Origin of the sequence: Sphaerotilus hippei (assembly GCF_003201595.1) — a bacterium.
In the GTDB taxonomy this organism is placed as follows: Bacteria; Pseudomonadota; Gammaproteobacteria; order Burkholderiales; family Burkholderiaceae_C; genus Sphaerotilus; species Sphaerotilus hippei.
Window position 1 is genome coordinate 1 of record NZ_QJJS01000001.1, and the last position, 14,221, is coordinate 14,221.

Here is a 14,221-nt window from a genome sequence, read left to right on the forward strand (position 1 = left end):
ACCCGTTGGATCTCAGGGGCCAGCACATCGTCGCTCCGGGCTCGCGCACAGCGCCTGTGCGGTTCGCGCTGAAGCGCTGCATGCCGGCGATATCCGGACGGGGAAATCTGCAGAACCTTGCAGATCGGCTCGACCCCGAACGTATCCCGGTGCTCGTCGATCAGCGCCCTCAGGACTTGAATCGGCGGTCGAGCTCCGCCTGGGCGAAAAACGCGCTGGCCACCTTCAGGATCTCGTTGGCCCGGCGCAGTTCCTTGACCTCGCGCTCGAGTTCCTTGACGCGCATGGCCTCGCTTGTGGTCACGCCTTCACGCACGCCGGAGTCAATCTCGTGGCGCTTGACCCAGGTCAGCAGCGTCTGCGGCACACACCCGATCTTCGGAGCAATCGACTCGATCGCCAGCCACAGCGAGGGGTACTCCCCCCGGTGCTCCAGCACCAGGCGCACCGCGCGCTCGCGGACCTCAGGTGAGAACTTGTTCGACTTGTTCATGGCTCCATCTTCTCAAAGGTTGGAGCCTCCACAATTCCCGGGCCGGTTCACGGTAGCTGACGGCGAAAAAAATGGCGCAGTAGACTTCTTGAGCGCATGATGCGCGGAGCTAGGGACAGCGGGACCGCGCAGGAGCTATGCGCGCTCGCCAAGTAGAACGCTGAGAGGGATGAATGCTGCGATTGCTGGATGCGCGAATCAAAGACGCCGAGAAGTTGAAAGACCCAGCACACGTAAGAAGTGCGACGCTCGGCCTTTATCGAATCATCATGCAGCATGCTTGCGTGACTCTGGGCGAGTGGCTTTCAAGCCACTTGCGAGAGCACCCTGATCAACTCGCTCGATACTCGCCGGTCGACGTCAGTGCTTTCACCGCGCCATCGGACGGAGCTTTGATCGATCTGTTATCCCAGCTACTGGTAGCAGCGGAAAACCTGGACTGGCGCTCTGCTGGTAGGCCGTTCTGGATGCAGCAGAAACTGCCGCCTGAGTTGCGCTCGTTGGCCACCGCAGCTTCAGCCAACCTCGAGACGGTCTTGCGTGCCTTCGTCCGTTCCCGCAACGACGGCGCAGAGGGGCACGGCCTGCCAGGCGATTACACCCCCGAAGCCGACATCGCCGTGCTGCGTGCGCTGCTGCAGGGCGTGGAGCGCCTCATACCCGTGGCCAACAAGGAAACGGGCCAACTAAGCCTGCCGGAAATTGACGGCAAGCCCCCCGTTGGGCTTGCCACTCTAAAGCTAAGCGACGGCCACCCAATCTGTTATCGCCGCCTCAGCAGGGTTAGCGCAGGACGTCTTCTGGTCGACGCGCAGGTTCAGAAAACGTCCCTGACCAGAGGGGAAATCTCATTTGAGGTGCCGAACATTCTCCTGGACCTGCCGAAAGCCGCAGTGCCGGAATATGCCTTTTGTCAGCCCACTTGGTCTGATTCCTGGCGTCCGCTTGTCTATATCCCCGATCGTCTGGCAACAGAGAAGGTCTTCACCGGTCGCGCTAAAGAGCTTTCATCTCTGGCCCAATGGATGGACGACTCCGACTCTAGGAAATGCATGGTGTGGGGGGACGGCGGCGTTGGCAAGACAACCCTTGTCGTCGAATTTCTGCATCGCCTCCTGGACGGAAGCACCCCCGTTCAGTGGCGCCCCGAGATCATCACGTTTTATACGGCGAAGAAGACTCGTTGGGGAATCGATGGTTTGGAACATATATCGGCCCAGGACATTGGTGTGGCCGACGTGGCGCTCGATATAGCGCGTATGCTCACGACGCCTGCGCTAGACCGGTCATGGTTTGGCAAAGAACCTAAGGAGGTGATTCAAAAGCTCGGAGGACTTCTGGCGGAGATGAAGGTCAGCCGCGATCAGCATTTGATCATTCTCGACAACACTGAGACGATGGCCAGGAGTACTGCGGACATCGAGTCACTTGCCTCGCAGATAAACGAGCTATCGCGGCGTGTGGGCAAGGTTGTCTTGACTTCGCGACGCAGAGAGCAAATAGAAGCCCTTCCCATTCAGATCGAAGGATGGTCCGATGACGAGGGCGCGGAGTTCCTGAAGAAGCGTGCAGAGATGTTGCGCTGCAACTCAATCTTGCAGGCTGGCATCCCCACACTCAAGAAGTACTCTGGCCAGCTCGTCAACAAGCCCATCGCTCTGGAGGTATTCGCACAGGCTGCGGCCGGCGTAGGCGTAGGTCTTGAGGCCGCCTTTACGCGTGTGCAGCGCATGCAACGCCGCGACCTCGGCCAGTTCCTGTACGACGATGCTTGGGCGCGCCTGGCTCCCAGCCTGCGGCGTGTGCTGTTGCTTATGAGCCGCATAGCGGACACGCTGGATCAATTCTTGATGCAGCTGTGCTGCCAGCGAGCCGAAGTGTCAGTCTCGGCGGCAAGTGAGGCCATTGAGGAGAGCCGCGGCATCGGTGTAGTCTCGCGAACTGCGGGCGCCCTTTACTTCTCATTCAACCCGGAGTTCCATAACTATTGCGTTGAGCGATCGGAGATGATCGGCGGCGTGTCTACGCCCACCGATGAGGATGTCGAGTGGGTGCGTCGCCGCTACACGGAGTTCATCAAGAGCGCAAACGTCAAGGTCAAAGACCGTAACTTCAAGGCCTTCCGAGTACCTGCGGCGCGTGCGGCATGGAAGTGGTTCACTGACGGCGATCCTGTGAGAGCTTTGGAGTATTACGAACTTGCGGAGTTGGAAGACCCCGAGAACGGGTGGCTGTTTGATCGATATGCATACTGCCTCATGCGCATGAGGCGGTTTGAGGACGCCATGCTGAAGGCCTCGCGCGCTGTCCAATTAGAACCAAGCGACCCTGAAGTTCATTTCACAAAGGGAATGATTCACAGCCGGGCGGGCCAAACAGACGAGTCCATCTCGGAGCTCAACCTTGCGGCCAAGCATGGCAAGCCTAAGCATCTCTGCGAAATGCAGAAGGCCTACGCCTATGTCTACGCGGCAAAGCCGGACTTTGCGACGGCCAGAGTTGCCGTTGAGGCCGCTCGGAGGTCCGCCCCGAAGGACAGCTTCCAGAACAAATTTCTGAGCGAGCTCACACGATTCGAAAGGCGTTGGCTACCGGAAGAAGCTCGCTATTGAAACTAACCGCAGAAAAATGCAGGCGCGCTTCACAACGAATTTGACACGGTAGCTAAATCAACCCTGGACCTCACTAGTGACGGTTCAGCGACATGATTGCTTACATGGAGATGGCGAACCGCTGTCCGCTGCCTAGTCAGCGCGGTCATTCGGCCTACCCACTACGAGCCTTTTGCGGGCCATCGAGGCGACACTGCAAATCAGTGCAGAGAGCAAAACCCTCAGTGACCCGATCATGTCTCTGACATTGATGCGCCGTCTCAGACTTTAATGCGCTGTCTCAGACATTAATGGCAAAGAACACCAGTCACCGCCCGATCCGCGGCTCACTCCACCGTCACGCTCTTCGCCAGGTTGCGCGGCTTGTCCACGTCGGTGCCGCGGGCGCAGGCGGTGTGGTACGCCAGCAGCTGCAGCGGGACGACGTGCAGGATGGGGCTGAGCGGGCCGTAGTGCTCGGGCAGGCGGATGACGTGCACGCCGGGCTCGCTCTCGATGCGGGTGTCGCTGTCGGCGAAGACGTAGAGCTGGCCGCCGCGGGCGCGCACTTCCTGCATGTTGCTCTTGAGCTTCTCGAGCAGGGCGTCGTTGGGGGCGACGGTGACCACCGGCATCTGGGCGGTGACCAGCGCCAGCGGGCCGTGCTTGAGCTCGCCGGCGGGGTAGGCCTCGGCGTGGATGTAGCTGATTTCCTTGAGCTTGAGCGCGCCTTCGAGCGCGACCGGGTAGTGCAGGCCGCGGCCGAGGAAGAGCGCGTTCTCCTTGCTGGCGAAGTCCTCGGCCCAGGCGATGACCTGGGGCTCCAGCGCCAGCACGGCCTGCAGGGCGACGGGCAGGTGGCGCATGGCCTTGAGGTGGGCCTGCTCCTCGGCCTCGCTCAGGCGGCCCCGCGACTGCGCCAGCGCCAGCGTCAGCAGGAACAGGCCGGCGAGCTGGGTGGTGAAGGCCTTGGTGGAGGCCACGCCGATCTCGACGCCGGCGCGCGTGATGTAGGCGAGCTTGCACTCGCGCACCATGGCGCTGGTGGCGACGTTGCAGATGGTCAGCGTGTGTTCCATCCCCAGGCCGCGGGCGTGCTTGAGGGCGGCCAGCGTGTCGGCGGTCTCGCCGCTCTGGGTGATGGTGACGACCAGCGTGGCCGGGTCGGGCACGCTGTCGCGGTAGCGGTATTCGCTGGCGATCTCGACCTGGGTCGGGATGCGGGCGATGGATTCGAGCCAGTACTTGGCGGTCAGGCCGGCGTAGGAGCTGGTGCCGCAGGCCAGGATCAGGACCTTGTCGATGGCCTTGAAGACGCCGTGGGCGCCGTCGCCGAAGAGCTCGGGGGTGATGGCCTGCACGCCTTCGAGCGTGTCGCCGATGGCGCGCGGCTGCTCGAAGATCTCCTTCTGCATGTAGTGGCGGTAGGGGCCGAGCTCGGCCGCGCCGCTGTGGGCGTGCACGGTGCGCACCGGCCGCTCGACCGGCGTGCGGCTGCCGTCGGCGGCCATGGCGGTGATCCAGTAGCGGGTCTGCTGCAGGTCGACGACGTCGCCGTCCTCCAGGTAGACGATCTGGTCGGTGACGCCGGCCAGCGCCATGGCGTCGGAGGCGAAGAAGTTCTCGCCCTGCCCCACGCCCAGCACCAGCGGCGAGCCCAGGCGCGCGCCGACCACGCGCTGCGGCTCCTCGCGGCAGAACACGGCGATGGCGTAGGCGCCCTTGAGCTGCGGGATGGCGCGCTGCACGGCGTCGAAGAGGTCGTCCTGGTAGCAGGAGTCGATCAGGTGGGCGATGACCTCGGTGTCGGTCTGGCTGACGAACTCGTAGCCGCGGGCGCGCAGCGCGGCGCGCAGTTCGTCGTGGTTCTCGATGATGCCGTTGTGCACCAGCGCGATGCGGCCGGGGCGCTGGCTCATCGCGTCGGCGCCGGGGCCGTGCGAGAAGTGCGGGTGGGCGTTGTGCACCGCCGGCACGCCGTGGGTGGCCCAGCGGGTGTGGGCGATGCCGATGCGGCCTTCGACGCCGTCATGGTCGACCAGCGTGCCCAGTTCGGCGACCCGGTCGGTGCTGCGCGAGCGGCGCAGTTCGCCCCCCTGGTGCACGGCGACGCCGCAGGAGTCGTAACCCCGGTACTCGAGGCGCTGCAGGCCCTGGATCAGGACGGGAACGATGTTGCGCTGACTGACGGCGCCGACGATGCCACACATGAAGCACACCTCCGAAGGTTCGTGATGGCCGGAATGCTAAGCAGGACCGGCTGAAATAAAACACCTGGATATCGTCATTTGCGATGGAAAATTCGACGTTTCAGCCAGCATGAGCATTCATTTCTTGGAAGCTGATCTGATGAAATCATCCATCACATGAACAAGCCGGAACTGGATGCGATCGACCTGCGGCTGCTCGACGAACTGCAGCGTGACGCCAGCCGCACCAACCAGCAGCTGGCCGAGGCGGCGCATGTGTCGCCGGCCACCAGCCTGCGCCGCATCCGCCGGCTGGTCGAGGCGGGCGTGATCGAGCGCACGGTGGCCATCCTGTCGCCCGAGGCGCTGGGCCACGGGCTGACGGCGATCCTGGAGGTGACGCTGGACATCCAGAACGTGGACACGCTGGGGGCCTTCGAGCAGCGGGTGCTGGGCGAGCCGGGGGTGCAGCAGTGTTACCGGACCCAGGGCGGGCCGGACTTCGTGCTGATCGTGCAGGTGGCGGACATGGCGGCCTACGACGGGCTGTGCCAGCGCCTGCTGACGCAGGACGCGCGGGTGCGCAACGTGCGCAGCTTCTTCAGCGTGCGGCGGGCGCGCCACCACACCCGGATCAGCCTGCCGGGCGCCTGAGCCCCGTCCTGGCGGGCGGGCTCAGGCCCGCAGGCCGCCGACCAGTGCGGCCAGCAGCGCCAGCACGCACGCCACCGCGGCCAGGCGCAGCAGGCGCCGGCGCCGGACCGCGCGGGTGATGGCCGTCCGTTCGCGGCGCAGGTAACGGTCGTAGACCTGGCGGCGGCGGCCGTCGGCCAGCACCGCCAGCGCGAGGCGGGCGGCCTCGTCGGCGGGCGCCGGCCGCCCGGCCAGCGCGGCCAGCTCGGTGGCGGTGACGTCCTCGGCCAGGCCCAGCACCGCGTAGTGCGTGGGGTCGAGCGGCGGGCCGTGCCGGGGGTTCAAGGCTTCAGCCCGCCTTGGGCGCCTTGACCGGGCGCTTCCAGCCGGCCAGGCTGAGCTGCTTGGCCCGCGCCACGGTGAGCTGGCCGGCCGGCGCGTCCTTGCCCAGGGTCGAGCCGCCGCCGATGGTGGCGCCTTCGCCGATGGTGATCGGGGCGATCAGCACGCAGTTGGAGCCCACGTGCACGTCGGCGCCGATGACGGTGCGGTGCTTGTTGGCACCGTCGTAGTTGGCGGTGATGCTGCCCGCGCCGTAGTTGACCCGCTCGCCGACCGTGGCGTCGCCCAGGTAGGCCAGGTGGTTGGCCTTGGCGCCGTCGGCCAGCGTGGAGTTCTTGACCTCGACGAAGTTGCCGATGTGCACGCCCGCGCCCAGCGTCGCGCCGGGGCGCAGGCGGGCGAACGGGCCGATCAGCGAGCCTTCGCCGACGGTCACGCCCAGCGCCTCGCCGTCGATGTGGGTGAAGGGGTGGATGACGGCACCGGCGGCGATCGAGGCGTTGCGGATGACGCAGTTCGCGCCGATGCTCACGTCGTCGCCCAGGGCGACCGTGCCTTCGAAGACGCAGTTGACGTCGATGGCGACGTCACGGCCGCAGGTCAGCGCGCCGCGCACGTCCAGGCGGGCCGGATCGGCCAGGCGCACGCCGGCCTCCATCAGCGCGTCGGCGACCTGGCGCTGGTGGCGCCGCTCCAGGTCGGCCAGCTGCAGCGGGCTGTTGACGCCGAGCACCTCGGTCTCGCTGCCGGCCAGCGTGGCGACCACGGGCACGCCATCGGCCTCGGCCATCGCGACGATGTCGGTCAGGTAGTACTCCTGCTGCGCGTTGTCGTTGCGCAGCGCGGCCAGCCAGCGCCGCAGCATCGCCGTGGGCACGGCCATCATGCCGGTGTAGCCCTCGCGGATGGCGCGCTGCGCCTCGCTGGCGTCCTTGTGCTCGACGATGGCGAGCACGCGCTCGCCGGAGGCGTCGCGCACGATGCGGCCGTAGCCGGTCGGGTCGGCCAGCTGCACGGTCAGCAGCGCCAGGCGCTCGCCCCCGCAGGCGGCCAGCAGCGCCCGGGCGGTCTCGGCCCGCACCAGCGGCACGTCGCCGTTGAGGATCAGCGTCGTGCCCTGCTCGCCCAGCGCGGGCACGGCCTGCTGCACGGCGTGGCCGGTGCCCAGCTGCGGCTCCTGGCGCACGAAATGCAAGGGCGCCTCGGGCAGGGCCGCACGCATGGCGCGCTCGACAAGATCGGCACCATGGCCGGTCACGGTGATCAGGCGCTGCGCCCCCAGGCCGGCAGCGGTGTCGAGAACATGCTGCAATAGGGCGCGTCCGGCCAGGGTGTGCAGCACCTTCGGACGGGCGGACTTCATCCGCGTGCCTTTGCCGGCGGCCATGATGACGATGTCGAGTGCCATGAACGTGTTCTCTCTGGATGGTTCTGGAAAGCGGATGCAACTACAGCCGATTATCGACAGCCCGACCCGTCCGACCGGTGACGGCCGCTGGAAGCGACGGGCGATCGCGGCACTGCTGGGCGTGACGCTGCTGGCCGGCTGCAGCACGTTGCGCCTGGGCTACAGCCAGGGCAGCACCCTCGCCTACTGGTGGCTGGACCGCTACGTCGACTTCGACGCCAGCCAGACCCCCGCGGTGCGGCAGGCGCTGGAACGCTGGTTCGACTGGCATCGCCAGACCCAGCTGGGCGAGGACGTGCGCCTGCTCGAGCAGGCCGCCCGCGAGATCGAGCTCGACGGGGGCAGCACCCAGGCCTGCCACTGGCTGCGCACGGCCCAGAAGCGCCGTGACCTGTATGCGCAGCAGGCCCTGCCGGCGGTGGCCGAGCTGGTGTCGCAGCTGAGCCCGCAGCAGCTGCAGCACCTGCGCCACCGGTTCGCCGAGCAGGACGAGGACTGGCGCGAGCAGAACCTGCAGCCCGATCCGGCCGAGCGCCGGGCCGCGGCGCTGGAGAAGGTGGTCGATCGTGCGCAGATGCTCTACGGCCGCCTCGACGCCGGGCAGAAGCGTTTCCTCGCCGAGCGGCTGCGCAACTCGCCCTGGGATCCGGAGCGCTGGCTGCTGGAGCGGCAGCGGCGCGCCGGGGACACCGTCGACACCTTCCGGCTGCTGCAGGGCACGGAGATGACGCCGCTGCAGCAGCGCGAGGTGCTGAACCAGTGGCTGCTGCGCGCCACCCGCCCGGTCGACCCGCAGACGCAGGCCCATCTGGACGAGCTGAGCACCGCGCAGTGCTCGCTGGCCGCCGACCTGCACAACCGCACCAGCACCGAGCAGCGCCGCCATGCGCAGGGGGTGCTGCGGGGCTGGGCGCAGGACCTGCGCGGCTTCCTGCCGATGAAAGCGGCTGCTACGGCAACATCCCGGTGACGCGGCGCTCGCCCGCGGGCAGGTCCGGAAAACCCTGCAGCGCCGCATCGAGCATCAGCGGCAGCATGTCGTCGCCGGCCACGCGGCCCTCGTGGCGCACCCGCACCTCGACCAGCACCTGGCGGGAGGCCCGGTCGATCAGCAGCAGGCGCAGCTCCTGCTCGTCGCGGACCGGATCGGACGGCCCCCAGCCCCAGCCGAGACCGACGGCCCCGCGCGAACGCCCGCCGTAGCCGATGCCCACGCGCCAGCCCGGCGCCGGCCAGCCCTGCTCGTGGGCGGGGTCGACCATGCGGCCCTCGCGCCAGTCGAGCTGCACCAGCACGTCGGCCGCGTCGGCCGAGCGGGCCGGACTGAAACCGACCTTCTCGAGCGAGGGGCCGGCGAGCAGCTCCAGCCGGTCACGCGCGGCACCGCCCTGCGCCTGAGACGGCAGGCGGTCGAAGGCCCAGCGCCCCGGCGCACGTCCGGCCGGCCACCGGCCGAAGGTGCCGACCGACATGCTGACCTGCCTGAGGGCGGCGCAGCCCCCGAGCACCGAACCCGCCAGCGTGGCCACGCCCAGCGCCAGCAGCCGGCGACGCGGCGGCGACGGCGATGCGCCGGTGGCCGACGCCACGGCTCCGGTCAGCGACAGCTCGGTGCGGGTCATGGTCGTCTCCTTGAGGTCAATCCCTGGGTCGGCGCACGAACTCCATCGGTACCGCGACCTCGCCCAGGGGGGCCGGGGTCGGGGTGGCGCAGGTCTCGTCCTCGTCCTCGTCGAAGGCCTTGTCACCGGCCGGGTCGGCCAGGCCGGTGGGCACGATGGTCTCGAAGGGAAACAGCTGGCGGTCCATCAGGTGCGAGGGCACGACCTGGGAGAACGCACGGTGCATGTTGTCGATGCGGCCCGGATGCTTGCGGTCCCATTCGCGCAGCATGTTCTTGATCTGCACGCGCTGCAGGTTCTCCTGGCTGCCGCACAGGCTGCACGGGATGATCGGGAACTGGCGGTGCTCGGCCCAGCGCTCGAGGTCGGTCTCGGCCACGTAGGCCAGCGGGCGGATCACCGTGTGGCGGCCGTCGTCGCTGACCAGCTTGGGCGGCATGCCCTTGAGCTTGCCGCCGAAGAACATGTTCAGGAAGATGGTGCCGAGGAAGTCGTCGCGGTGGTGGCCCAGCGCGATCTTGTTCGCCCCCAGCTCGTCGGCCACGCGGTAGAGGATGCCGCGGCGCAGGCGCGAGCACAGGCTGCACATCGTCTTGCCCTCGGGAATCAGGCGCTTGACGATGCTGTAGGTGTCCTGGTTCTCGATGTGGAAGTCCACGCCCAGGCCCTTCAGGTAGGCCGGCAGGATGTGGTCCGGGAAGCCCGGCTGCTTCTGGTCGAGGTTGACCGCGACGATGCTGAAGTCGATCGGCGCACGCTGGCGCAGCGACAGCAGGATGTCGAGCAGGCCGTAGCTGTCCTTGCCCCCCGACAGGCAGACCATGACCTTGTCGCCCTGCTCGATCATGTTGTAGTCGGTGATCGCCGCGCCCACCTGGCGGTGCAGGCGCTTGCTGAGCTTGTTGGTCTCGTGCGCGGCACGCTGCTCGGCGGAGCGGCCGGGTGCTTGGGCGGTCCCGGCGGCGGCCTGCGGCTCGCACGGGGTCTCGGACGGATCGGCGGAAAGAGCGGTGTTCATGGCGGGATTGTCGGGGTTCAAGGCTTCACCACTGGCCGGTCTCGACCCGGATCGCGACCTCGCAGTCATCGAAGATCTCGAGCTTGGCGATGCGCACGCGCACGCCCAGCACGCCGGGCAGGTCCATCAGCCGGGCCGCGACCTTGCCGATCAGGCTCTCGAGCAGGTTGACGTGCCGGGCGGTGCACTCCTCGATGATGATGCTGCGCACCCGGCGGTAGTCGAGCACGTGGTGGATGTCGTCGTCCGCCGGGGTCAGCGGCTGGGTGCCGAGGTTGAGCTCGGCGTCGACCGCGATGGGCTGCGGCGCGGCCTTCTCGTGCTCGAGCACGCCGAGGCTGGCGTCAAAGCGCAGGCCGGTCAGGGTCAGGATCTGGGTGCCGCGGGTGGTGGACATCGTCAGGGGCTCACATCAACGAAAAATCGCGCTCGAATCGGCGCAGGTGCTGGCCGGCGTCGACGAGCAGCGTCGTGCCGGTGATCGAGCGGGTCTCGATCACGAAACGCACGGTGCGGGCGACATCCTCCGCGGTCGACGAACGACCGAGCAGGCCGGCGCTGCGGTGCAGGGCCTCGAACTTCTCGCCCTGCAGCCACTCGCTGGTCAGCGTCAGGCCCGGCGCCACGCCGGCCACGCGCACGCGGGGCGCCAGCGCCAGCGCCAGCAGCGTGGTGGCCGACTCCAGCGCCGCCTTCGAGAGCGTGTAGCTGAAGAAGTCGGGGTTGGGGTTCCAGAGCTTCTGGTCCAGCAGGTTGACCACGACCGCGGGCGGCTCGCCCGGCAGCGGCGGCTGGGCGTCACGCTGCTCGGCCAGCGCCTGGGCCAGCACGATGGCCGGGGCGGTGTTGGCGCGCAGGTGGCGCTCGAGCATCGCGTAGCTGAAGCTGCGCACGTCGTCGAACTCGAAGGTCGAGGCGCTGTGCACCACCGCGTCGAGCCGGCCCAGCGCCGCCACGCACCGCGGCGGCAGCGCCCGGCAGGCCGCCTCGTCGGCCAGGTCGGCCGGCAAGGCGCAGGCCCGCGCACCCAGCGCCTGCAGGTCGGCCACGGTGGCCAGCGCCTCGGCCTCGGAATGGCGGTAGTGCACCACGACGTCGTGGCCGTGGCGCGCCAGGTCGAGGGCGATCTCGCGGCCCAGCCGCCGGGCCGCGCCCGTCACCAGCACGACGGGCCGCACGGGCGTGGCACACGCGCCTTCAGGCGTCGGGGTCGAGGTCATGGGAAACTGGAGGGGTGAATGCCCAAAAGACAAGCAGTGTAGCCAGCACCCCGCTGGCCGACCTCATCGCCGCCGAAATCCGCCGCCAGGGCGGGTGGATCGGCTTCGAGCCCTTCATGGCGATGGCCCTCTACACCCCCGGCCTGGGTTACTACAGCCGCGACGACCGCCAGTTCGGCAGCCTGCCGGCCGACGGCAGCGACTTCATCACCGCGCCGGAGCTGTCCCCGCTCTACGGCCGGGCGCTGGCCCGCCAGGTCGCGCAGGCGCTGGAGCTCAGCGGCACCCGCGAGGTCTGGGAGTTCGGCGCCGGCTCCGGGGCGCTGGCGGCCCAGCTGCTGGAAGCGCTGGGCGAGCGCATCGATCGCTACACCATCGTCGACCTGTCGGCCACGCTGCGCGAGCGCCAGCGCCAGACAGCGGAACAGCGAGTGCCCGCTCACGTGGCCAAGCTGCACTGGGCGGACGAGCTGCCCGAGCAGATCGCCGGTGTCGTGGTGGGCAACGAGGTGCTCGACGCGATGCCGGTGGCGCTGCTGCACTGGGACGGCTCGAGCTGGTTCCAGCGTGGCGTGGCCCTGGCGGACCCCGAGGGGGCGGCCGGTTTCACCTGGGCCGACCGACCGACCGACCTGCGCCCGCCGCTGGAGACCGGCTTCGTGCCCGGCACCGTGATCGAGCTGCCCCGCCAGGGCAGCGCCTTCATCCGGACGCTGGCCGGACGGCTGCGGCAGGGCGCGGCCTTCTTCATCGACTACGGCTTCCCCGAACACGAGTTCTATCACCCGCAGCGCACCGGCGGCACGCTGATGTGCCACCGCAGCCACCAGGCCGACACCGACCCGCTGGTCGAGGTCGGCCTGAAGGACATCACCGCCCACGTCGACTTCACCGCCATCGCGGTGACGGCGCAGGACGCCGGCATGGACGTGCTCGGCTACACCAGCCAGGGCCGCTTCCTGCTCAACTGCGGCCTGGCCGACGACCTGGCCGCCGCGCACGCCCGCGGGGACGTGCGCACGCTGGCCCACGCGCAGAAGCTCATCACCGAGCACGAGATGGGCGAGCTGTTCAAGGTGGTCGGCCTGGCCCCGGGCGGCGGCGAGTTCGACGCGCTGGGCTTTGCCGCCGGTGACCGCTCGCACACGCTCTGACCCCCTCGGCACGATCGGCACCATGCGCTGGCTCATCGTCTTCACCTTCGCGTTCATCGTCTTCAACGGCCTGCGCGAGGTGCTCGCCAAGCTGGGGCTGGGCCGGGTGCCGGGGGATTTCAGCTTCCGCTTCGCCGGGCGGGAATGGTTCTTCCCGTTCGGCTCCAGCGTGCTGATCAGCCTGCTGACGATGGTGGTGGCGCGCTGGCTGTGAGCGACCCGGCCGCCACGGCCTCCACCCGGGCCTGGTGCAGCGCCTGCCCCACCGCCGGCCCCCTGAGCCCGCGCGCCAGGGCCGCCGCCGTGACGGCCGATGCCTCGAGCCCGCTGGCCTGGGCCAGCGCACCACGCAGCAGCGGCGCGGCGTCGTAGGGTTCGTCCTCCAGGCCCAGGCGCCCCCGGGCGTCACATTCGCAGGCCAGCAGCATGGCCTCGAACCGCTCCGGCCGCCGCCAGGCGTCGCAGCGGTCGAGCAACCGCACCAGCGCCGCCGCGCCCAGCCCGGTGCAGCGGTGCACATTGCCGTGTTCACGCGCGACCAGATCGGCCAGCTCGCGGCACTCGACCGGCACCCGCAGGCGCTGCGCCAGCGGCCCGAGCAGCGCCGCGCTGCGGCCTTCGTGGCCGAGGTGGCGCGGCAGCAGCTCCGCCGGGGTCGTGCCCTTGCCCAGGTCGTGGGTCAGGCAGGCAAAACGCACCGGCAGCGACGCCCCGAGCCGGGCCGCCATCTGCAGCACCATCATCACGTGCACGCCGGTGTCGATCTCGGGGTGGTACTCGGCCCGCTGGGGCACGCCGAACAGCCGCTCGACCTCGGGCAGCAGCCGGGCCAGCGCCCCGCAGGCCCGCAGCACCTCGAAGAAGCGCTGTGGATGCGCCTCCATCAGGCCCCGCGACAGCTCCTGCCAGACCCGCTCGGGCACCAGCGCGTCGACCTCGCCCTGATCGACCATGCGCCGGCACAGCGCCAGTGTCTCGGGCGCCACGTCGAAGTCACCGAAGCGGGCGGCGAAGCGGGCCAGCCGCAGGATGCGCACCGGGTCCTCGACGAAGGCCGGACCGACATGGCGCAGCACCCCGGCCCGCAGGTCGGCCTGACCGCCATGGGGATCGATGACCGTGCCGTGCTCGTCCTCGGCCATCGCGTTGATCGTCAGGTCGCGGCGACCGAGATCCTCCTCGAGCGTCACCTCCGGCCCGGCGTGGCAATCGAAACCCCGGTAACCCGGTGCGGTCTTGCGCTCGGTGCGGGCCAACGCGTACTCCTCGCGGGTGCGGGGGTGCAGGAACACCGGGAAATCGATGCCGACCGGCGTGAAACCCGCTAGCACCATTTGATCGGGCGAACCACCGACCACCACCCAATCACGGTCCCCGGACGGGCGCCCAAGTAAACGGTCACGTACCGCACCACCCACCAGATAGGTTTTCATGTTCGTTTTTCGCTTTCAGGGCATCCCTCACCACGCTCGAATCGAGGGTTTGCCCGAGATCCATCCACATCGTTTTGAATACCCGCGGTCTAATTCCCCCGGAGGAATGCGCGGCCCT

Annotated in this window: 13 protein-coding genes, 1 pseudogene and 1 other annotated feature; of the genes and pseudogenes, 5 read left to right on the forward strand and 9 right to left on the reverse strand. The window is 68.5% G+C overall.

The window, feature by feature from the left end; genetic code table 11:
* A pseudogene (locus C7444_RS00005) lies at window positions 1–493 on the reverse strand (transposase); the annotation flags it as partial.
* Window positions 99–215 (reverse strand) — a sequence feature (AL1L pseudoknot). (Overlaps the previous pseudogene by 117 nt.)
* A 173-nt stretch (window positions 494–666) precedes the next feature.
* Here C7444_RS00005 and C7444_RS00010 point away from each other — a divergent pair.
* Window positions 667–3,105, forward strand: coding sequence for a hypothetical protein (locus tag C7444_RS00010; RefSeq protein ID WP_146219317.1), 2,439 nt, complete (start codon window positions 667–669; stop codon window positions 3,103–3,105).
* A gap of 326 nt (window positions 3,106–3,431) precedes the next feature.
* Here C7444_RS00010 and glmS read toward each other — a convergent pair whose 3' ends face one another.
* Complete coding sequence (gene glmS / locus C7444_RS00015; protein WP_110398781.1) at window positions 3,432–5,294, reverse strand: glutamine--fructose-6-phosphate transaminase (isomerizing); 1,863 nt, start codon at window positions 5,292–5,294, stop codon at window positions 3,432–3,434.
* Between the two features lie 156 nt (window positions 5,295–5,450).
* On the opposite strand from glmS, the gene C7444_RS00020 reads away from it, so the two are divergent.
* Window positions 5,451–5,927, forward strand: coding sequence for an Lrp/AsnC family transcriptional regulator (locus C7444_RS00020; RefSeq protein ID WP_110398782.1), 477 nt, complete (start codon window positions 5,451–5,453; stop codon window positions 5,925–5,927).
* A gap of 21 nt (window positions 5,928–5,948) precedes the next feature.
* Here the strand turns inward: C7444_RS00020 and C7444_RS00025 are convergent, their stop codons facing one another.
* Window positions 5,949–6,251: a hypothetical protein gene (locus C7444_RS00025; protein WP_110398783.1), complete on the reverse strand. Its 303-nt coding sequence runs from the start codon at window positions 6,249–6,251 to the stop codon at window positions 5,949–5,951.
* A 4-nt stretch (window positions 6,252–6,255) separates the two neighbouring features.
* Window positions 6,256–7,656 (reverse strand): bifunctional UDP-N-acetylglucosamine diphosphorylase/glucosamine-1-phosphate N-acetyltransferase GlmU, encoded by a 1,401-nt coding sequence (gene glmU / locus C7444_RS00030; RefSeq protein WP_110398784.1) that lies wholly within the window; start codon window positions 7,654–7,656, stop codon window positions 6,256–6,258.
* Window positions 7,657–7,690: 34 nt separating this feature from the next.
* On the opposite strand from glmU, the gene C7444_RS00035 reads away from it, so the two are divergent.
* Complete coding sequence (locus tag C7444_RS00035; RefSeq protein WP_110398785.1) at window positions 7,691–8,626, forward strand: DUF6279 family lipoprotein; 936 nt, start codon at window positions 7,691–7,693, stop codon at window positions 8,624–8,626.
* Here the strand turns inward: C7444_RS00035 and C7444_RS00040 are convergent.
* The 4 genes from C7444_RS00040 to C7444_RS00055 are packed head-to-tail and all read right to left on the reverse strand — an operon-like array spanning window position 8,607 to window position 11,516.
* Window positions 8,607–9,278, reverse strand: a complete 672-nt coding sequence (locus C7444_RS00040; RefSeq protein ID WP_110398786.1) for a DUF4136 domain-containing protein — start codon at window positions 9,276–9,278, stop codon at window positions 8,607–8,609. The two genes, C7444_RS00035 and C7444_RS00040, sit on opposite strands and share 20 nt — an antisense overlap.
* A gap of 16 nt (window positions 9,279–9,294) precedes the next feature.
* Window positions 9,295–10,296 (reverse strand): tRNA 2-thiocytidine(32) synthetase TtcA, encoded by a 1,002-nt coding sequence (ttcA, locus tag C7444_RS00045; protein WP_110398787.1) that lies wholly within the window; start codon window positions 10,294–10,296, stop codon window positions 9,295–9,297.
* A 25-nt stretch (window positions 10,297–10,321) separates the two neighbouring features.
* Window positions 10,322–10,693 carry a dihydroneopterin aldolase gene (locus tag C7444_RS00050; RefSeq protein WP_110398788.1) on the reverse strand — a complete coding sequence of 124 codons (372 nt, stop codon included), beginning with the start codon at window positions 10,691–10,693 and terminating at the stop codon, window positions 10,322–10,324.
* A gap of 10 nt (window positions 10,694–10,703) precedes the next feature.
* On the reverse strand, window positions 10,704–11,516 hold the full coding sequence (locus C7444_RS00055) for an SDR family oxidoreductase (protein ID WP_110398789.1): 813 nt from the start codon (window positions 11,514–11,516) through the stop codon (window positions 10,704–10,706).
* 14 nt (window positions 11,517–11,530) lie between these two features.
* On the opposite strand from C7444_RS00055, the gene C7444_RS00060 reads away from it, so the two are divergent.
* Both C7444_RS00060 and C7444_RS00065 read left to right on the forward strand, forming a co-directional pair.
* Window positions 11,531–12,670, forward strand: coding sequence for a class I SAM-dependent methyltransferase (locus tag C7444_RS00060; RefSeq protein WP_375136893.1), 1,140 nt, complete (start codon window positions 11,531–11,533; stop codon window positions 12,668–12,670).
* A 22-nt stretch (window positions 12,671–12,692) separates the two neighbouring features.
* Window positions 12,693–12,884: a DUF2905 domain-containing protein gene (locus C7444_RS00065; protein ID WP_110398790.1), complete on the forward strand. Its 192-nt coding sequence runs from the start codon at window positions 12,693–12,695 to the stop codon at window positions 12,882–12,884.
* Here C7444_RS00065 and C7444_RS00070 read toward each other — a convergent pair.
* Window positions 12,847–14,103: a multifunctional CCA addition/repair protein gene (locus C7444_RS00070; protein ID WP_110398791.1), complete on the reverse strand. Its 1,257-nt coding sequence runs from the start codon at window positions 14,101–14,103 to the stop codon at window positions 12,847–12,849. The two genes, C7444_RS00065 and C7444_RS00070, sit on opposite strands and share 38 nt — an antisense overlap.
* Window positions 14,104–14,221 lie beyond the last annotated feature (118 nt).